The organism is Mycolicibacterium thermoresistibile (assembly GCF_900187065.1).
In the GTDB taxonomy this organism is placed as follows: domain Bacteria; phylum Actinomycetota; class Actinomycetes; order Mycobacteriales; family Mycobacteriaceae; genus Mycobacterium; species Mycobacterium thermoresistibile.
The window spans coordinates 438,463-457,032 of the sequence record NZ_LT906483.1; the positions used below are offsets into that span (position 1 = coordinate 438,463).

Genomic DNA, 18,570 nt, shown 5'->3' on the forward strand with positions numbered 1-18,570 from the left:
GAAACAACGATGGCGCGGACGGCCGTCAGCAGAGGAGGCGAGATGACGACGATCCTGTGGCGGACCACCGCGACGGTGGCCGTGCTTGTTGTTTGTCAAACCCTCATCGGCCCTCCGGCCGCCGCCGACAACAAGCGGTTGAACGATGGTGTGGTGGCCAACGTCTACACGGTGAAGAAACAGAACGGCTGCGACACCGATATTCAGATCAACCCACAGCTGCAGCTCGCCGCGCAGTGGCACGCCAACGACGTCCTGCATAACCGCACTCTGGACGGTGACCTCGGCTCGGACGGATCAACCGTGCAGGACCGGGCCGACCGGGCCGGCTATCGGGGCGTCGCATCGCAGACGGTGGCGATCAACCCGGCACTCGCGATGAGCAATCTGGAGGTCATCCGGCAGTGGTACTTCCGGCCGGATTTCCACGCGATAATGGCCGACTGTGAGAACACCGAGATCGGCGTCTGGTCGGAGCACGCGCTGGATCGCACAGTTGTGGTGGCCGTCTACGGGAAGCCGGGCTGGAGCGATCGATAGCAGTCCGGCCGGGTGGCGACTCGTGACCCGAGTCACGGCATGGTATAGCCGCCGCTGACCGAGATCAGTTGTCCGGTGACCTGTCGGGCGGCCCGGGCCGAGGACAGCCACAGCACTGCCCGACCGATGTCCTCGGCGGTGGTCAGCTGCCGGGTCGGGGTGTCCTTGAGCAGGTACTCGATCTGGTTCGGGTTGAACACGTTGTCCTGACCGACGGCCCACAGGCTGGTCTCGCCTACCGCATCGTTCCCGTCGGGGATGACCAGACCGGGGCAGACGATGTTCGACCGGATTCCGTGCCGACCGTGTTCGCGGGCGGTGGTGCGGGCCAGCGCGACCATCGCTGCCTTCGACGCCCCGTACACACCCTGGCGGATCTGGCCGAATGCGGCGTCGCTGGCGATGAACACGATCGAACCGCCGCCGGCCTCCTTCATCGGGCCGATCGCGGCCTGCGTGGCGGCGATGGCGGTGAACAGGTTGACCTCGATGGTGCGTTGCCACTTGGCTCGGTCGGTATCGCTGGCGATGAAGCCCGGCACGCTCCAGCCGGCGTTGTTCACCAGCACGTCGATCCCGCCCCACCGGTCCACGGCGACGCCGATGGCGGCGTCGGCCGCCCCCGGTTCGGTCAGATCGCCGATCGCGAGTTCCACCGCCGCGGCGCCCCGGTCGAGGGCCTCCTCGCGAACCTTCACCGACTGCGTGCGATCGATGTCGCTGATCACGATGCGGGCACCCTCGGTCGCGAACTCATGAACGATCCCGCGGCCGATGTTGGATGCACCCCCGGTGACCACCACCCGGGCATCCCCCAGTCCTAGATCCATTGTGAGTCCCGCCGATCCACTGTGAACTTCCGCCGATCCATGGTGCCCTTCCGCCGATCCATCGGGATTTCCGTCGTCCGATTCGAGCCGCCGCGGCCCGGCGTTGATCCGGCCCGCACCAGCGGCTTAACCTAGATTAGAAATTTGTGTTAGATTTGTCCACAACCAGCTTGAGGAGATGCATGCCCAGCGCGCTACTCGCCGAGAAGGTCGCGGTCGTGACAGGAGCCGGACGGGGGATCGGCCGTGAGATCGCCCGCGTGCTGCATGCCCACGGCGCCGAGGTGGTGCTGGCCGACCTCGACGCCGACGCCGCCGCGCAGGCCGCCGCGGAAGTCGACGGGACCGGTGTCGGCTGCGATGTCACCGCCGAGGATCAGATGAAGCGGCTGGTGGCCGACACGGTCGCGAAGCACGGTCGGTTGGATCTGTTCGTCAACAACGCGGGCATCACCCGGGACGCTTCGCTGAAACGGATGACCGTCGCCGATTTCGACGCCGTGGTCACCGTGCACCTGCGCGGCACCTGGCTGGGCGTGCGGGAGGCCACCGCGGTGATGCGCGAACAGAAATCGGGCAGCATCGTCAACATCTCCTCGCTGTCGGGCAAGTCGGGCAACCCGGGGCAGACCAACTACAGCGCCGCCAAGGCCGGGATCATCGGTCTCACCAAGGCCGCGGCGAAAGAGGTCGCCCACCACAACGTCCGGGTCAACGCGATTCAGCCCGGCCTGATCCGGACCCCGATGACGGAGACGATGCCGGCCGAGGTGTTCGCCGAACGGGAGGCTGCGGTGCCGATGAAGCGGGCGGGCGAACCGGCCGAGGTGGCCGGCGCCGTGGTATTCCTGGGCTCCGACCTGTCGAGCTACATCACCGGTTCGGTGATCGAGGTCGGCGGTGGGAGGTACATGTGAACGTGCTCCGTGCGGTCGACTCCGGGGTCGGCCGGATCACCCTCAACCGTCCTGACCGGATGAATGCCATCACCGTCGGGCTCGCGACAGAGTTGGAGAACGCGATCACCGAACTCAGCGCTGATCCCGCCGTCAACGTCATCGTCATCCGTGGAGCAGGCGGGAATTTCAGCGCCGGAGGTGATTTCGACGAGGTAGAGAGGCTCCGTGCCGAGGGCGGGTCGGCGCTGGCCGCACTGTTCACCAAATTCCGCGCCGCCTGCGGCGCGATCGCAGCGGTCGACGTCCCCGTGATCGCCGCGGTGCAGGGGGTCGCCGCGGCCGGCGGATTCGAGTTGATGCAGGCATGTGACATCGTGCTGGTCAGTACCGACGCCCGGATCGCCGACAGTCACGTCAAGTTCGGCATGGTGCCCGGCGGCGGCAGCAGCGCGCGGCTACCCCGCCTCGTCGGCCGACAACAGGCCATGGGTCTGCTGTTGTCCGGTGACCGGATCACGGGTGCTGAGGCGGTCGCTCTGGGGTTGGCGTACCGCGCATTCTCCGAATCTGAATTCGACTATGCGGTAACAGATTTTGCCAACCAAATGGCACAGCGGAACCGGCAGTCGGTGACAACGATCAAACGACTCGTCAACACCGGGATGAACCATCCGCTCGATGAGGCGTTGGACGCCGAGATCGAGACCGTCGTGCGCCACATCCTCGGCGATGCGGGCGCCGGAAGCGTCGAACAGTTCGCGACCCGAAAAGATCGTGAGGTGCGTGGATGACCACATCGATCGAGTCCCCGGTGATCCTGTCGACCGGCGAGGACGGAATCGCCAGGCTGCGGCTGAACCGGCCGGAGGCCTCGAACGGTCTCACCGTGGAACTGCTCAAGGCGCTGCACGAGGCCGTCCTCGCCTGCCATGCCGACCCTGCGGTGAAGATCGTGCTGCTCAGCGGTGAAGGTCGAAACTTTTGCGCTGGCGGTGACGTGAAAACCTTTGAGTCCAAAGGTGAGTCACTGCCAGAGTACCTGCGTGAAGCCACCGCGTGGTTGCAGCTGGCGACCGCGGCCCTGATTCAGCTGCGGGTGCCGGTGGTGACCGCGGTGCAGGGCTACGTCGCCGGTGGTGGTGGCCTGGGTCTGGTGTGCGCCTCGGACTTCGTGATCGCTGCCCGGTCGGCGAAGTTCTTCTCCGGTGCGGTGCGGGTTGGGATGGCGCCGGACGGCGGCGCCTCGGTGACGCTGACACAACTGGTCGGTCTGCGTCAGGCGCTGCGCATCCTGCTCGCCAACCCAACCCTGTCCGCTGAGGAGGCCGCCGGCATCGGTCTGATCACCGAGGTGGTCGACGACGTCGAGCTCACCGCCCGCGCGGAGGCGTTGGCAGCCGAGCTGACCGCTCTGCCGCCGCTGGCGCTGTCGGCGACCAAACGGCTGGTTTGGAGCGGGGTCGGGCAGTCCGTCGCCGAACGGCTGGCGGAGGAGGCCCGCACCGTCTCCGAGCTCTCCGGCACCGCCGATTCACTGGAGGGCCTGCGGGCCGTGATCGAGCGGCGACCTCCGAGGTTCACCGGGCGATGACGGGCCACGACGACGCCCCGGTCCTCATCGCCGACGACGGTGCGGTGCGGATCGTCACGCTGAACCGTCCGCAGGTGCGCAACGCGATCGACATTCCACTGCGGATCGCCCTCGCCGAGGCGCTGGAGAACGCCGACTCCGACCCGAAGGTGCGCGCCATCGTGTTGACCGGTGCGGGGACGGCGTTCTGCTCCGGCGGCGACATCTCGACCATGAAGCGCACCCCGGAAGCGGAGGCGACTGAGCGGATCCAGTTGGCGCAGCGGGTGATCCGGGCGATCTGGCAGACATCCAAACCGGTCCTCGCCGCGGTCGAGGGGTCCGCGTTCGGAGCTGGCGTCGCCCTGGCCGCGGCCTGTGACCGCGTCGTGGCCGCCCACGACGCCCGGTTCGCCGCCACCTTCCTCAACGTCGGCCTCATCGGCGACATGGGGGTGTACGCGTCGCTGCCCACCCGGATCGGACTCGCCCGGACCCGCCAGATGTTGATGATGGCCCAGCCGATCTCCGGAACAACGGCGCTGGACTGGGGGCTGGTCGACGCCCTGGCCGACCCGGGCGCGGCACTCGGGGACGCGACCGCCGACGCGCACACGCTGGCCGCGCGGCCGGCCGAGGCGCTGGGGGTGATGAAGATGATGCTCGCGCGAAGCCGTCAACTGCCCGCTTTCGAGGTGCTCGACCTCGAGGCGACGCAGCAGGCCCGACTGTTCGACAGCGACGACTTCGCCGAAGGGGTCGCCGCATTCCGGGAGAAACGTGCTCCGCACTTCGGTCCTAGACAAGGAGTCCAACCATGACGTCAGCGATTGCCGGTCGTCTCGAGGCATTGATCCGCCCCGACCGGGTGCACGGTTCGCTGTACACCGACCCTGCGATCTTCGCCGAGGAACTGCGCAAGATCTGGTACCGCACCTGGGTCTTCGTCGGGCACGAGAGTGAGGTCTCGCAGCCCAACGACTACGTGCGCAAGAAACTCGGGTTGCAGGACGTGATCATGACCCGCGACCGGGACGGCGAGATCCACCTCCTGCTCAACCGCTGCTCGCACCGCGGCAACCAGGTGTGCGCCGACGCCAAGGGCAACTCCAGCACCTTCCGCTGCCCGTATCACGGCTGGACCTTCCGCAACACCGGTGAACTGGTCGGCTTTCCGTTCTTCAAGGGTTACGGCACCCGCAAGCTCGACCTGCCGCTGGGCCGGGTTCCCCGGGTCGACTCGTACGGCGGATTCGTGTTCGGCAGCTTCGCCACCGAAGGCCCCACCCTGCGGGAGCACCTGGGTGCGGCGGCCGGCGAGATCGACCGGTTGCTCCGGCTCTCCCCGGAAGGCAAGGTCGCCCTGGACGCCGGCTGGTTGCGGCACCGGACCAGGGCGAACTGGAAACTACTGGTGGAGAACGAAACCGACGGCTATCACCCGCAGTTCGTCCATGGCGGCATCTTCGGTGTCACCGGGAGCACCATCGGGCCGCTGTACAGTGATTCGTCGACCGCGGTGACCCGCGATCTGGGCGGTGGGCACAGTGAGAACGATCTGCGTCCCGAGTTCCGCAAGTTCGCGGAGCCGCTGCGCTGGTTCGGCACCACCGAGTCCCGCGTCCCGGATTACGTCGCGGCCATGCGCGCCAGGTACGGCGCGGAGGCCGACCAGATCCTCATCGAGGGCTCGCCGCACGTGATGATCTTCCCGAATCTGTTCATCGCCGAGATCCAGGTGTTCAACATCCAGCCGGTGGCGGTGAACGAATGTGTGCAGTACTCCACCGCCGTGCAACTGGTCGGCGCGCCCGAACTGAACCGGCGGATGGTGTCCCAGTGCATCGGTTCGGTGGGCCCGGCCGGGATGCTGCTGGCCGATGACACCGAGATGTACGAACGCAACCAGCAGGGACTGGAAGCACTGACACCGGAGTGGCTCGACATCCGGCGCGGTCTGAACCGGGAACATGTCGACGATCACGGGTTCACTGTCGGCGGCCCCACCGACGAGACCGGTATGCGTGCGTTCTGGTCCGAGTACCGCCGACTGATGGAGGCCGAATGACTGCCGCGGTGAGGAATTCGACGGCTGATGTGGCGCCCGTCCCGGACTGGGTGGACCGCTTCGAGGTGGAACAGTTCCTGTTCCGGGAGGCGCGGTACGCCGACGAGAGCGAGTACGACGCCTGGGAGGCGCTGTGGACCGACGACGCCCTGTACTGGGTTCCCGTCGACGGCGCCGACAGCGATCCGCGACGGCAGATGTCGGTGATCTACGACAACCGTAGCAGGATCTCCACCCGGCTCAACCACGCCCGCACCGGCCGCCGGTACGCGGCCTCCCCGCCCTCCAACCTCCGGCGGCTGATCAGCAACATCGAGTACGTCTGCGGCAGGGCCAACCCGGACGGCGGGCTCGACGTCGAAGTGGAGGCGAACGTCCTCATCTTCGAGTCCCGCATCCGGGAGAACCGGCTGTGGGGCGGACGGGTCACCTATCGCATCCGGAAGACCCCGGACGGGCTGCGGCTGGCCTACAAGAAGGTGGTTCTGGTCGACAACGACAAGCCGCTTCCGACGCTCAGTTTCCTGATCTGAGCCTGCCTGAACCGAAGGTGAGTTGTGGGAATTTCGTTTGGCGATCCCGGTCCGGTGTCGGTACCCGGTGTTGGTCCCGTCATCGGCAGTGAATTCGCGGAGGTGTCGGTGACTTTCGACACCACCGGCAATTCGCCGCGACTGCGGCTGGAGGATCTGCGCACCGGGCGGGTGCGCTTCCTCGACGCACTGGAGCTCGAGACGCTGGTGTGGCTGCCGGAGGACAAGATGACCGAGCTGCTCGACCCCTCCCGCGACCGGTGGCGGGGTGAACGGTGAGACGCGCGGCGATCGTCACACCGTTGCGCACCGCGGTGGGAACCTTCGGTGGCAGTCTGCGACCGCTGCGCGCGGAGGACCTGGCGGCGGACGTCGTCAAGGCCGTCGTCGAGCGCAGTGGAGTGGATCCGGAGCGCATCGAGGACGTGGTGTTCGCGCAGTCCTACGCCAACTCCGAAGCACCCTGCATCGGCCGCTGGGTGGCCCTGCATGCCGGGCTGCCGATCGGCGTTCCCGGGCTGCAGATCGACCGCCGGTGCGGTGGCGGGCTGCAGGCGGTGATCACCGCGGCGATGACGGTGCAGACGGGTGCCGCCGATGTGGTGCTGGCCGGCGGGGCGGAGTCGATGAGCAACATCGAGCACTACACCACCACCGCCCGGTGGGGGGCGCGCTCGGGCAACCAGATGCTTTATGACCGGCTCGACCGTGGTCGCGAGATGTCCCAGCCGGTATGGCGATTCGGCAAGATCAGCGGGATGATCGAGACGGCGGAGAACCTGGCCACCGACTACCGTATCGGCCGGGAGGCCGCCGACGAGTTCGCGGTCCGCAGCCATCGGCGCGCCGCGGCGGCGCAGCAGGCGGGCAAATTCGCCGACGAGATCGTCCCGGTCGAGGTGCCGCAGCGGCGCAGCGAACCGGTGGTCTTCGAGCGCGATGAGGGGGTGCGGCCGGATTCGACCGTGGAGAGTCTGGCCCGGCTGCGGACGATCATGCCCGGCGGCACCGTCACGGCGGGGAACTCCAGCCAGCAGAACGATGCGGCCGCCGCCTGCCTGGTGGTGGCCGAGGACAAGCTGGACGAACTCGGTCTCGAGCCGATCGGATATCTGGAGGGCTGGGCCGCCGTCGGGTGCGAACCCGCTCGGATGGGCATAGGGCCGGTCGGCGCTGTCGAGAAACTCTTCGCCAGAACCGGTTTGACGTTCGACGACCTGGACCTCATTGAGATCAACGAGGCCTTCGCCGTCCAGGTGCTGGCAGTGGTGGCCGGCTGGGGGCTCACCCTCGGCGATGTCGACGACCGGCTCAACGTCAACGGATCCGGCATCTCGCTCGGGCATCCGATCGGGGCGACCGGGGTCCGGATCCTCACCACGATGCTGCACGAGCTGCGCCGGCGTCGCGGCGGGCTCGCGCTGGAGACGATGTGCATCGGCGGCGGACAGGGCATCGCCGCGGTCTTCCGAGGTGCGGCGTGACCGGGCTGCTCGGCTACGCGACGTATGTCCCGGCGTACCGGTTGGGCAAGCGGGTCGTCGCCGCCTACGACGAGGACTCCACCACCATGGCGGTGGCCGCGGCCGCCGAACTGCTCCGCGGACCGGGGGCACCGCCCGAGTCGGTGTATTTCGCCACCAGCAGCCCGGCCTACGCCGACAAGACCAACGCCACCGCGGTCCACGCCGCGCTCGGGCTGGACGCCGGAGTGTTCGCCGCCGACATGTGCGGTACGGGCCGCAGCGCGTTCGCCGCCATCCGATCGGCGGCGCGGTCCGGTGGTCTGGCGGTGTTCGCAGACGTCCGGATCGGCCGGCCCGGGTCGGCCGATGAGCGGCTCGGCGGGGATGCCGCGGCCGCGCTGCTGTTCGGGACCGGCGAGCCGATCGCGGAGGTGCTGGCCACCGCATCGCGCACCGCGGAGTTCCTCGACCGCTGGCGGATCCCGACGCACCCGACCGGCCACCAGTGGGAGGAGCGGTTCGGTTACGAACGCTACGCCCCGCTCATCCGGGCCACCGTCGAACAGGCACTGGACGCCGTCGGACTGGCCGACGTTGATCACGTCGCGCTGGCCTGTCCGAACACCGCGGTCCTGAAACGGGCGGCGGCTCTGGTCAAGGGGCAGAAGTCGGTGGTCACCTCGCCGGTGGGCTTCGGCGGGTCCGCAGATGCCGGCCTGGCATTGTGCGCGGTGCTCGACACGGCGGACCCGGGCGACACCGTGCTGATGGTGTCGGCGGCCGACGGCTGCGACGCGATGGTGTTCCGCACCACCGCCGCGCTCGCCGACCGCCGCCAGCGACGTCCGCTCGCCGAGCAGAGAAGCGGTGGCCGCCAGGTTCCGCAGCTGACATACCTGTCCTGGCGTGGTCTGGTGGAGCCGGAACCGCCGCGCCGTCCGGACCCGGACCGTCCCGCGGCGCCGCCGGCCGCCCGCGCCGCGGGCTGGAAGTTCGGATTCACCGGATCCCGCTGTAGCGCATGTGGCTTCACCCATCTGCCGCCGGCAAGGGTATGTCGGTCCTGCGGCGCCCGGGATGCCGCCGTCGCGGTGCCGGCGGGGGGTCTGACCGGCACGATCGCGACCTACACCGTCGACCATCTGGCGTACTCGCCCTCGCCGCCGATGATCCAAGCGGCGGTCGACGTCGACGGCGGCGGGCGGTGCACGCTCGAGGTGGCCGACGCCGACCCCGATCAACTGGCCGTCGGCGCCCGGGTGGGGTTCGCCTTCCGGCGCCTGTTCACGGCGGGCGACGTGCACGACTACTTCTGGAAGGCGGTGCTCATCGATGGCCAGTAACGGAATCGCCGGTAAGGTCGCCGTCGTCGGGATGGGCTGCACCAGATTCGGCGAGCGCTGGGACGCCTCCGCCGACGATCTGATCCTCGAGGCCTACGCCGAGGCGCTGGATTCGGCCGGGATCAGCCGGGACGACATCGACGCGTACTGGCTGGGCACGCTGAGTTCCGGGCTGGGCGGACTCACGTTGAGCCGGGCCATCGGCAGCGACGACAAGCCGGTCACCCGGGTGGAGAACTTCTGTGCCACCGGGTCGGAGGCCTTCCGCAACGCCTGCTATGCGGTGGCCTCGGGGGCGTACGACATCGCGATGGCCGTCGGCGTGGAGAAGCTGAAGGACTCCGGATACTCGGGTCTGCTGCGCCAGGATCCGCCCGGAGACGGCACGGCGCCCGAGATCTCGATGACCGCCCCGGCTGCGTTCTCCATGCTGGATCCGGCCTACTGCGCGCGGTACGGCGTCCACCCGGACGAGATGCGGGCGGCGATGACCCACGTGGCCTGGAAGAACCACGACAACGGGAGCCGGAATCCGAAGGCACAGTTCCGGTCCGGGGTCAGCAAGGAAACCATCGACAAGGCGGTCAAGGTGGCCGGCCGGCTCGGGGTCTTCGACTGCTCCGGGGTGTCCGACGGGGCGGCCTGCGCCGTGATCGTGCCCGCCGACCGGGCGCACGAGTACACCGACACCCCGATGTACGTCCGGGCGTTGTCGTTGGTCTCCGGTTCGGCCCGCGGTGCGGTGGACGCCGGCTACGACTACACCACCTTCCCCGAAGTGGTGCGCTCGGCCAGGGACGCCTACGCGCAGGCCGGCATCGACGACCCCGCCACCCAACTCTCGTTCGCCGAGGTGCACGACTGCTTCACGCCGACCGAGATCGTCCTGATGGAGGATCTCGGCTTCACCGAACCCGGTCGGGCGTACAAGGACGTGCTCAGCGGGGAGTTCGACGCCGACGGCCGGCTCCCGGTGAACATCGACGGGGGCCTCAAGAGTTTCGGACACCCGGTGGGGGCGAGCGGCCTGCGGATGCTCTACGAGGCGTGGCTGCAGTTCCGCGGGGCTGCGGGCGAGCGTCAGTTGGCCGAACCGCACACCGCGCTGACCCACAACCTCGGTGGTCGGCCCGGCGGCTGCGTGTCCTTCGTGTCGGTGGTCGGCCGCGACCGCTGACACATCCGAAACAGCCGGTCACCGAACAACTTCAGTTACCCAACAACAACTTTGAAAGGAACAACTGTGTCCGGAGTGCAGGACAAGGTCATCGTCGTCACCGGCGCCGGCGGCGGTCTGGGCCGCGCGTACGCCCGCTTCCTGGCGGCCAACGGGGCGCTGGTCGTGGTCAACGACCTCGGCGGGGCCCGGGACGGCTCGGGAGCGGGCACGTCGATGGCCGACACCGTGGTCGAGGAGATCCGTGCCGCGGGTGGCCGCGCGGTGGCGAACTATTCGTCGGTGGCCTCCGCCGAAGGCGCCGCCGAGATCGTGCAGACCGCGCTGGACGAGTTCGGTGCGGTGCACGGGGTGGTGAGCAACGCGGGAATCCTGCGTGACGGCGCATTCCACAAGATGTCCGACGACGACTGGGACGCCGTGCAGAAGGTACACCTCTACGGCGGCTTCTACGTGCTGCGCGCTGCCTGGCCGCACTTCCGCGAGCAGAGCTTCGGCCGGGTCGTCGTCGCGACCTCGACCAGCGGGATCTACGGCAACTTCGGCCAGGCCAACTACGGCGCGGCCAAGGCCGGCCTGATCGGTCTGATCAACACCCTGGCCATCGAGGGGGCGAAGTACAACACCACCGCCAATGCGATCGCGCCGCTGGCCGCCACCCGGATGACCGCCGACATCGCACCGCAGGAGCTGCTGGACAGACTCGACCCGGATCTGGTGGCGCCGGCCGTCGGCTATCTGATGTCCGAGCAGAACCAGGACAGCGGATCGGTCTTCGTGGTCGGCGGCGGCCTGGTCCAGCGGGTGGCGCAGTTCCAGAACGACGGTGTGACGTTCTCGGCCCCGCCCACGCTGGACGAGATCACTGCGCGCTGGGGCGAGATCAGCGACATGTCCCATGCGAAGCCCGGCACCAACCCGGTGTGATCCGGCGCTGAGGTGACTCGATGACACACCTTGAGCAGGCGTACTGGCCGGCCGACCGCAGCGTCCCGCTCCTGGAGACCACCGTGTCGGAGCTGCTGCGGGACCGTGCCGACGAATTCGGCGAGCGGGTCGCGCTCATCGGGACCCGGCATGGTACCGGCGAGACCGAACGGCTGAGCTATGCCGAGGTGTACGCGGAGGCCGCCCGCGTGGCTGCCGGGCTGTCAGCGCTCGCGCGGCCCGGCAGCCTCGTGGCGCTCTGGGCGCCGAATGTCATCGAATGGCCGATCATCCAGTACGGGGCCGCCTTGGCGGGAGTGGTGCTGGTCGCCCTCAATCCGGTGCTGCGCGACGACGAGTTGGAGTACGCCCTGCGTCACTCGCGCGCCGAGGTGCTGTTGCACGCCGATGTCAGCCGCGACTACCCGATGGCCGAGGTGGCCGAGCGGGTGTGCGCCCGCATTCCCGGGCTGCGGCGGGTCTCGCTGAGCGAGACGACGGTCTGGCGCGCGGCGGAACCCGTCGATGCCGCCCCGGTGCCGCACGACCCGGATACGGTCGCGATGTTGCAGTACACGTCGGGCACCACCGGTAAGCCCAAGGGGGTGGTGCTCAACCACCGCGCGATCGTCAACGTCGCCCGCCTGACCATGGAGACACTCCGGGTGCCGCCCGGTGCGGTGTCGTTCAACCCGCTGCCGATGTTCCACACCGCCGGGTGCGTCATCGCCACGCTGGGGCCGTTGTGGGTCGGCGGCACCGCGATTCTGGCTGAGCGGTTCACGCCGCAGTCGGCGCTGGAGGTGATGCGCGCCGAAGGTGTGCAGGTGCTCTTCTACGTGCCGACGGTGCTGGCCGCGTTGCTCGACCAGCAGCGGAGCAGCACCCAACCGGCTCCCCGCCTCGGCATCATCATGGGCGGCGCCTCCAACGTCGACCCCGCGTTGATCACCGGCGCGGCCGACATTTTCGGTGCGCCGGTGTTCAACCTGTACGGGCAGACCGAGCTGGCTCCGGTGCTGACGCTGACCCGGCCCGACGACGGCCCACAGGACCGCCTCAGCACCGTCGGCCGGCCGTTGCCGCAGGTGGAATGCAAGATCATCGACCCCCACACCCAGCAGACCGTGCCGGTCGGTGTGGAGGGCGAGATCTGTGCGCGCGGCTATCAGCAGTTCCTGGAGTATCTGCACGATCCGCACGCCACCGCGCAGGCGCTGGACCGCGAGGGCTTCGTGCGCACCGGCGATCTGGGACGGATGGACGAACGGGGCTATGTGACCGTCACCGGCCGGCTCAAGGAGCTGATCATCCGGGGCGGGGAGAACATCGCCCCGGCCGAGGTCGAGGCGGTGCTGAACGCGCTGGACAGCCGGGTCCAGGCGGTGGTACTCGGCGTGCCCGATGATCGGTACGGCGAGGTGGTGGCGGCGGTTCTGCGGTCGGACGACAAGGTCGACGCGGCGATGAAGTGCCGCCTCGTGCAGCAGGCCCGGGACCGGCTCGCCGGCTACAAGATCCCGGTGAGATGGTTCACCGTCCGGGAGTTTCCGGTCACGCCCACCGGCAAAGTGCAGCGCTTCGCGCTCCGCGATGCCATTCTGCGACAAGAGATCTCCGAACTATGAGAACCCACGACGATATTCACCGGCGGCGCGCGACGCTCGCCGCGCGCTTCCCGGTGTGGCGGCCCACCACGCTGGGAGGCTGGCTCGACGACTGCGCCCGCCGGTACGCCGAGCGGCCCTTCGTGATCACCGACGACATCACGTTGAGTTACCGTGACGTCGCCGAGCGGTCCCGCGGACTCGCGGCAGGACTGTCCGCTCTGGGCGTCCGGCGGGGTGACCGGGTCGGCCTGTTGATGGCCAACTATCCGGAGTTCGTCACGCTGAAGTTCGCGATCGCGCGGCTCGGCGCGATCGCGGTCCCGTTCAACTATTTGTACCGCAGCGACGAACTGCGCTTCGTCCTCGCCGATTCCGGATGTCGGGTACTGATCACCATGACCCGTTTCGGGCAGCAGGACTATCAGCGCATGCTGGACGAGATCGTGCCGGGCTGGGACCGGGACCCGTTCCCGTCGCGGCCGGGGAGCGCCGCCGGCACGGTCGGTGAACTGCGCCACGTGGTGCTGCGGGGGACCGACGGGGAGCCGCCGCGGCCCGGCCGGATGACGGTCACCGAATTGGAGGCGACCGGCGACCCGGCCGCGCTCGCCGCTGCGGCAGGCGACATCGATCCGCAGGCCGCTGCCGATCTGCTCTACACCTCCGGCACCACAGGATTCCCCAAGGGTGTGGTGACGTCCCACGACGCGGTGCTGCGGACGGCCTACGCGTCGGCGCTGACCCGGGCGTTCGAGGACGGCCGCCGGATCCTGTTCTCCCTGCCGTGTTACCACATGTTCGGCTACATCGAGGGGCTGCTCTCGGTGATGTTCGCCGGCGGTGCGATCATCCCGCAACCGACGTTCAGCCCCGAGGGATACTTCGCCGGAATCGCCCGGCACCGGGCCACCGATGTGCTGTGCGTGCCGACGATGGCGGTGGCGATGGCCGAGAGCGCGCACCGGGAAGACCACGACCTGGACTCCCTGCGGGCGATGCTGTGCGGTTCGGCGCCCGCACCGGCGTGGTTGTGGCGGCAGATCGAGCGGGACTTCGGGGTCAGCGAGATCGTGACCGGATACGGCATGACCGAGTGCGGCGGGGCGATGACGCTCACGCTGCCGGAGGATCCGCTGGAGTTGACCTCCGAGACGGTCGGCCGGCCCAAGTTGGCCGGCGCCGCGGGTGTCGACGAGACCGGCGCGCTGACCGTCTACCGCACGGTCGATCCCGGGTCCGGCCGGGAGTTGGACGCCGGCGCCACCGGCGAGCTGGTCTCGCGGGGGCCTACGACCATGCTCGGGTACTGGAACCGGCCGGCGGAGACCGCTGAGGCGCTGCGCGGCGGATGGCTGCATTCCGGCGACCTGGGCCGGATCCGGGACGACGGTTATCTGGAGATCACCGGCCGTAGCAAGGAGCTGTACAAGAGCGGCGGCGAACTGGTCATGCCCAAGGAGATCGAGGATCTGCTGGCCGGATACGACGATATCAGTCAGGTGTTCGCGGTGGGTCTGACCGACGAACGCTGGGGCGAGATCGGTTGCGTCGTCGTCGTGCCCGCGCACGGGGCCCGGATCACCGAGCAGGAGGTCCTGGACCGGTGCCGGGCCAGGCTCGCGCGGTTCAAGGTGCCCAAGCGGGTCGAGTTCCTGCAAGCCGCCGAGCTGCCGACCACCCCGACCGGCAAGGTGCAGAAGTTCCGGCTGGTCGAGCGGTTCACCCGGCGCGGGTGAGCAGCCGGCAGGTGATCAGCGCGACATGGCCGGTCACGCCGGCTGGAAGACCGACGCCGGATGCGATGTGTCCTCGGCCAGCGTGCCCTGATGCACCAGCAGATCGAGGTGCGACATCACCTCGATCACCGCGACCATCCGGTGGATCGGGTCCAGGTCGGTGATCGGACGGTCGTGACGGGTCCACCGCATCCGGGTGGCGATCTCGTACGCCGTGGCCTGTCCCCGGGCCGCGACCAGGTCTGCCACCAGTGCCAACCGGTCTCGGTGGTGCTCGATGAGCTCGGCCGCGCGCACCGTGGTGGTGCGATCGGCGCCACCGTGCGCCGGCAGCATCCGGTGCTCGGGCAGGTCGAGGACCAGACGCAGCGAGGACAGGAACGACCGCAACGGCAGCGGTTCGGGGGAGTCCTCGAAGCCGATCGACGGCGTGATCCGCGGCAGCAGATGATCACCGGTGAACATCAGCCGGTTTGCTTCGTCGGCGAACACGACGTGCCCCCGGGTGTGTCCGGGTGTCGAGCGGACGGTCAGGGTGATGCCGCCGCAGTCGATGCGGTCCCCGTCCTCGAGCCAGCGGTCCGGCGGCGTGAACGCGACATCGCGTTCGTAGGGTTGCCACTTCAGCCGGCGCACCTGGCGGGCCAATTCGGGCGCGCCGGCCCGGGTGAGCATGCCGACCTGGGCCGGATGCAGCCCGCGGTCCGGATCGAACGACGAGATCGAATGTCGTTCCCCGCTGCCGAGCGCCAGTTCGACACCGAGTTCGTGGCGCCATTTGACGGCGAGCGAGTAGTGGTCCCAGTGTGCGTGGGTCGCCAGGATCCGTCGGACGTCCGAGCGGGTGTATCCCAGTGTGTCCAGGGCGGCGAGCAGCTTCTCCTCCGATTCCGCACACGCCCAGCCGGGATCGATCAGCGTGACCCCGTCGTCACCCGCCACGAGGTAGGCGTTGATCACCTTCAGGTCGGGCAGTGGCAGGGGGATCGCGGCGCGCACCACGCGCGGTGCGATGCGTTGCAGATCGGCGGTGTCCGAGCCGGTCGCCGCGCCGAGGTCAGGGGAATCAATGCTCACCGACAGCTCCGTGGTCAAGTGCAAAAACGCAGTTTAACAGACAATAAAAACCTGTGTTAGATTGTAGACACACAGGCGAGGGCGGTCTGTCGGCCATGGGCTTAATCAAGATTAAACAGATTGGATCTGATGTGAGCGCGACGCCACCGGCCATCACCGACCGGGACGACTACACCCATCCGGTCGGGCCCGAGCCGACGTTCAACGAGTCGATGTACTTCCAGTTCAGTGATCCGGATGCGGGCATCGGCGGGTTTCTCCGGATGGCCAACCGGCCCAACGAGGGGCGCGGTGAACGCACCGTCTGCTTGTATCTGCCGGACGATGCGCTGGCGTTCGGGTTCGCCCGGCCCACCGTGACCACCAACGACGAGATGAACGCCGGCGGACTCGGCATCGACATCGTGGTCCCGATGAGGCAGCAGCGGGTGCGCTTCGACGGTGAGGTGTCCCTGCTCGCCGACCCGCGCGACCTGATCGACCCCAAGCGCGCGCTGAGCGGGAGTCCGACCGCCCCGTGCCGGGTCGAACTGGAGTACACCGCGATCGCGCCGCCGTACGCCGGTACGTTCGACGGAGAGGGCGACGGCGCCTCGTTCGCGCCCAATCACTACGAGCAACTGGCCGCCGTCTCCGGGACCGTGCAGATCGGCGACATCCGCACCGCCGTCGCCGGATACGGGCTGCGCGACCACTCCTGGGGCCCACGGTCCTGGCAGGCGCCGTGGTTCTACCGGTGGCTGCACGGTTCGGCTGCCGACCAGGGGTTCATGGTCGCCTACTTCGGTGAGCCGGACGGCAGCTTCCGCAGTGGCGGATTCGTCTGGGACGGCACGACGCTGCACAGCTGTCATGCGGCAACGGTGACCACGGTGCGGGACAGCGAGCACTATCAGCAGGAGGTCCGCGTCGAGGCCGTCGGCGCCGATCACACCTGGCGGTTCGCGGGTCAGGTTCTGGCGTCGGCGCCGTTGCGCCACCGCTCCCGCGACGGAGCCGCCACCACCCGCATCATCGAATCCACCGTGCGCTGGACCGACGCCGACGGCCGCACGCTGAACGGCATGGCCGAGTACCTCGATCAGTTGCGTGACGACGTGCCCGTCGGGCTACACGTCTGAGGAAAGGAGTAGCCAAGTGACAAAGGTGTTCTCGGGGCTGGACGAGTTCGCCGCCGCTGCCGGGAGCGAGCTCGGGCCCACCGACTGGCTGGTCATCGACCAGAACCGGATCGACCAGTTCGCCGAGGCGACCGACGACCATCAGTGGATCCACATCGACCCGCAACGCGCCGCCGACGGCCCGTTCGGCGGGACCATAGCCCACGGGCTGCTGACCCTGTCCCTGCTGCCGCGGTTCATGCATGAGCTCTATCGCGTCGACGGGGTCAAGATGGCGATCAACTACGGGCTGAACAAGGTCCGGTTCATCACACCGGTGCCGGCGGGCGGGAAGGTCCGTGCCCGCTCGGTGATCGACAAGGTCGAACGCCTCGACGGCGCGGTTCAAGCCACCATGGTGACCACCGTCGAGATCGATGGTGCGCAGAAGCCGGCCGCCGTGATCGAGTCGATCGTCCGGTATGTCGGCTGACACCATGTCCGACACCAGAGTCGGCACCGCGCAGCGGCTCTACGAGGCACTGGCACGCGGAGACCGGGACGCACTGGATGAACTGCTGCATCCGGACTTCGTCGGCCGCGCGGCCGAGGGGCTGCCGCTGCAGATGGGCGGCGAGCACGTCGGCGCGGAGGCGATGCGCACCAACCTGTGGTGGCGCATCGGCGAGCACTTCAAGGTCCGCGCACTGGCCGAGGACTTCCAGATCCTGCCGGACGGCCGGCTGATGGTCGGGGGGCGGTACCGGGGTTCGGCCAGGCGCAGCGGAAAACCGTTGGACGCCGCCTTCATCCACCTCATCGCCTTCGGTGACGACGGTCGCGTCGTTGCCCTGGAGCAGTTGACCGACACCGCGGCCTGGCACGAGGCTCTCGACGCGCCGGCGGAGCTGGAGACCATTGACTACCGCGTCGTCAACGGCGTTGCGACGGTGTGCCTGAACCGGCCAGAGATGCGCAACGCCATCGACATGCGCATGGGCCGGGAGACGCTCGAGGTGGCCCGGCGCATCGAGGGCGACCATACCGTGCGGTGCGTGCTCATCTGCGGCAACGGGCCGGCGCTCACCGTGGGCGGCGACATCAGCTACTTCCTGGACGGCCGCTCCGAACGGTTCGGTGATCTGTTCGCCGAGATGACCACCCCGTTCCACCAGGCCTTCGACATCCTCAGCCGGGTTCCGGTCCCGATCGTCACCGCCGCGCACGGTGCGGTGGCCGGCGGCGGGCTCGGCTACGTCTACGCGGCCGACATCGTGGTCGCCGCGGAGGGCACGAGATTCGTCACGGCCTTCGCGGGCATCGGGTTGTCCGGCGACGGCGGCGGCACCTGGCATCTACCCCGGCTGATCGGTCCGCGCCGCGCCGCGGAGGCGTATCTGCGGAACCAGCCGATCGAGGCGGAGCAGGCGCTGGAATGGGGTCTGATCAACGAGATCGTGCCGCCCGACCGGCTGCGGGAACACGCCGAACAGCTGGCCGCCGAACTGGCCGCGGGACCGACCCTGGCCTTCGGCACCATGCGGGTACTGCTGCGCGACTCTTGGCGCAACGATCTTTCGGCGCAACTCGCCGCGGAGACGCGCGGTATCAAACTCACCGGCGACAGCGAAGACGCCGCCGCCGCGATCAACGCGTTCGCCGCCAAGCGGACGCCCATGTTCATCGGAAGGTAG

19 protein-coding genes are annotated in these 18,570 nt (G+C 68.6%); 17 read left to right on the forward strand and 2 right to left on the reverse strand.

Annotated features, from left to right (window positions below):
- The first annotated feature begins 42 nt into the window (after nt 1-42).
- The gene (locus tag CKW28_RS01935; RefSeq protein ID WP_003923927.1) at nt 43-540 is read left to right on the forward strand and encodes a CAP domain-containing protein; all 498 of its coding nucleotides are present in this window, start codon (nt 43-45) and stop codon (nt 538-540) included.
- Nucleotides 541-572: 32 nt separating this feature from the next.
- Here CKW28_RS01935 and CKW28_RS01940 read toward each other — a convergent pair whose 3' ends face one another.
- On the reverse strand, nt 573-1,370 hold the full coding sequence (locus CKW28_RS01940) for an SDR family NAD(P)-dependent oxidoreductase (protein ID WP_040546054.1): 798 nt from the start codon (nt 1,368-1,370) through the stop codon (nt 573-575).
- Nucleotides 1,371-1,552: 182 nt separating this feature from the next.
- Here CKW28_RS01940 and fabG point away from each other — a divergent pair, with 182 nt between their 5' ends.
- The 13 genes from fabG to CKW28_RS02005 all read left to right on the forward strand — a co-directional run bounded on the left by fabG (nt 1,553) and on the right by CKW28_RS02005 (nt 14,699).
- Entirely contained in the window at nt 1,553-2,287 is a 735-nt protein-coding gene (gene fabG / locus CKW28_RS01945; RefSeq protein ID WP_003923925.1) for a 3-oxoacyl-ACP reductase FabG, read from the forward strand.
- Entirely contained in the window at nt 2,284-3,060 is a 777-nt protein-coding gene (locus CKW28_RS01950) for an enoyl-CoA hydratase/isomerase family protein (RefSeq protein WP_003923924.1), read from the forward strand. The genes fabG and CKW28_RS01950 overlap by 4 nt, the downstream gene beginning before the upstream one ends.
- On the forward strand, nt 3,057-3,860 hold the full coding sequence (locus CKW28_RS01955; RefSeq protein ID WP_003923923.1) for an enoyl-CoA hydratase/isomerase family protein: 804 nt from the start codon (nt 3,057-3,059) through the stop codon (nt 3,858-3,860). The genes CKW28_RS01950 and CKW28_RS01955 overlap by 4 nt, the downstream gene beginning before the upstream one ends.
- On the forward strand, nt 3,857-4,660 hold the full coding sequence (locus CKW28_RS01960; RefSeq protein WP_003923922.1) for an enoyl-CoA hydratase/isomerase family protein: 804 nt from the start codon (nt 3,857-3,859) through the stop codon (nt 4,658-4,660). The genes CKW28_RS01955 and CKW28_RS01960 overlap by 4 nt, the downstream gene beginning before the upstream one ends.
- A complete protein-coding gene (locus CKW28_RS01965; protein WP_040546052.1) occupies nt 4,657-5,907 on the forward strand; it encodes an aromatic ring-hydroxylating oxygenase subunit alpha in 1,251 nt (416 codons plus the stop codon). Before CKW28_RS01960 ends, CKW28_RS01965 begins: the two co-directional genes overlap by 4 nt.
- Nucleotides 5,904-6,440, forward strand: coding sequence for an aromatic-ring-hydroxylating dioxygenase subunit beta (locus CKW28_RS01970; RefSeq protein WP_040546051.1), 537 nt, complete (start codon nt 5,904-5,906; stop codon nt 6,438-6,440). The genes CKW28_RS01965 and CKW28_RS01970 overlap by 4 nt, the downstream gene beginning before the upstream one ends.
- A gap of 24 nt (nt 6,441-6,464) precedes the next feature.
- Nucleotides 6,465-6,719, forward strand: coding sequence for a hypothetical protein (locus CKW28_RS01975; protein WP_040546050.1), 255 nt, complete (start codon nt 6,465-6,467; stop codon nt 6,717-6,719).
- Entirely contained in the window at nt 6,716-7,924 is a 1,209-nt protein-coding gene (locus tag CKW28_RS01980) for an acetyl-CoA C-acetyltransferase (protein ID WP_003923918.1), read from the forward strand. Before CKW28_RS01975 ends, CKW28_RS01980 begins: the two co-directional genes overlap by 4 nt.
- Nucleotides 7,921-9,249, forward strand: a complete 1,329-nt coding sequence (locus tag CKW28_RS01985) for an OB-fold domain-containing protein (protein WP_003923917.1) — start codon at nt 7,921-7,923, stop codon at nt 9,247-9,249. Before CKW28_RS01980 ends, CKW28_RS01985 begins: the two co-directional genes overlap by 4 nt.
- Nucleotides 9,239-10,426 (forward strand): acetyl-CoA acetyltransferase, encoded by a 1,188-nt coding sequence (locus CKW28_RS01990; RefSeq protein WP_003923916.1) that lies wholly within the window; start codon nt 9,239-9,241, stop codon nt 10,424-10,426. The genes CKW28_RS01985 and CKW28_RS01990 overlap by 11 nt, the downstream gene beginning before the upstream one ends.
- Before the next feature lie 66 nt (nt 10,427-10,492).
- A complete protein-coding gene (locus tag CKW28_RS01995; protein WP_040546049.1) occupies nt 10,493-11,353 on the forward strand; it encodes an SDR family oxidoreductase in 861 nt (286 codons plus the stop codon).
- Nucleotides 11,354-11,373: 20 nt separating this feature from the next.
- Nucleotides 11,374-12,981, forward strand: a complete 1,608-nt coding sequence (locus CKW28_RS02000; protein WP_003923914.1) for a class I adenylate-forming enzyme family protein — start codon at nt 11,374-11,376, stop codon at nt 12,979-12,981.
- Nucleotides 12,978-14,699, forward strand: a complete 1,722-nt coding sequence (locus CKW28_RS02005) for a class I adenylate-forming enzyme family protein (RefSeq protein WP_003923913.1) — start codon at nt 12,978-12,980, stop codon at nt 14,697-14,699. Before CKW28_RS02000 ends, CKW28_RS02005 begins: the two co-directional genes overlap by 4 nt.
- 33 nt (nt 14,700-14,732) lie before the next feature.
- Here the strand turns inward: CKW28_RS02005 and CKW28_RS02010 are convergent, their stop codons facing one another.
- The gene (locus CKW28_RS02010) at nt 14,733-15,770 is read right to left on the reverse strand and encodes an MBL fold metallo-hydrolase (RefSeq protein ID WP_040546063.1); all 1,038 of its coding nucleotides are present in this window, start codon (nt 15,768-15,770) and stop codon (nt 14,733-14,735) included.
- A gap of 137 nt (nt 15,771-15,907) precedes the next feature.
- Here CKW28_RS02010 and CKW28_RS02015 point away from each other — a divergent pair, with 137 nt between their 5' ends.
- From CKW28_RS02015 to CKW28_RS02025, 3 genes are read left to right on the forward strand one after another with little or no spacing between them, the layout of a single operon-like run.
- Complete coding sequence (locus tag CKW28_RS02015; RefSeq protein ID WP_003923911.1) at nt 15,908-16,897, forward strand: DUF7064 domain-containing protein; 990 nt, start codon at nt 15,908-15,910, stop codon at nt 16,895-16,897.
- A gap of 16 nt (nt 16,898-16,913) precedes the next feature.
- Nucleotides 16,914-17,369 carry a MaoC family dehydratase gene (locus tag CKW28_RS02020; protein WP_040546048.1) on the forward strand — a complete coding sequence of 152 codons (456 nt, stop codon included), beginning with the start codon at nt 16,914-16,916 and terminating at the stop codon, nt 17,367-17,369.
- Complete coding sequence (locus CKW28_RS02025; RefSeq protein WP_003923909.1) at nt 17,359-18,570, forward strand: enoyl-CoA hydratase-related protein; 1,212 nt, start codon at nt 17,359-17,361, stop codon at nt 18,568-18,570. The genes CKW28_RS02020 and CKW28_RS02025 overlap by 11 nt, the downstream gene beginning before the upstream one ends.

Coding starts and splice junctions, on each gene's coding strand:
- CKW28_RS02025 (WP_003923909.1), top strand. CDS start 17,359: ATGTCGGCTGACACCATGTCCGACACCAGAGTCGGCACCGCGCAGCGG.
- CKW28_RS01960 (WP_003923922.1), top strand. CDS start 3,857: ATGACGGGCCACGACGACGCCCCGGTCCTCATCGCCGACGACGGTGCG.
- CKW28_RS02000 (WP_003923914.1), top strand. CDS start 11,374: ATGACACACCTTGAGCAGGCGTACTGGCCGGCCGACCGCAGCGTCCCG.
- CKW28_RS02005 (WP_003923913.1), top strand. CDS start 12,978: ATGAGAACCCACGACGATATTCACCGGCGGCGCGCGACGCTCGCCGCG.
- CKW28_RS01965 (WP_040546052.1), top strand. CDS start 4,657: ATGACGTCAGCGATTGCCGGTCGTCTCGAGGCATTGATCCGCCCCGAC.
- CKW28_RS01970 (WP_040546051.1), top strand. CDS start 5,904: ATGACTGCCGCGGTGAGGAATTCGACGGCTGATGTGGCGCCCGTCCCG.
- CKW28_RS01935 (WP_003923927.1), top strand. CDS start 43: ATGACGACGATCCTGTGGCGGACCACCGCGACGGTGGCCGTGCTTGTT.
- CKW28_RS01990 (WP_003923916.1), top strand. CDS start 9,239: ATGGCCAGTAACGGAATCGCCGGTAAGGTCGCCGTCGTCGGGATGGGC.
- CKW28_RS01940 (WP_040546054.1), bottom strand. CDS start 1,370: ATGGATCTAGGACTGGGGGATGCCCGGGTGGTGGTCACCGGGGGTGCA.
- fabG (WP_003923925.1), top strand. CDS start 1,553: ATGCCCAGCGCGCTACTCGCCGAGAAGGTCGCGGTCGTGACAGGAGCC.
- CKW28_RS01955 (WP_003923923.1), top strand. CDS start 3,057: ATGACCACATCGATCGAGTCCCCGGTGATCCTGTCGACCGGCGAGGAC.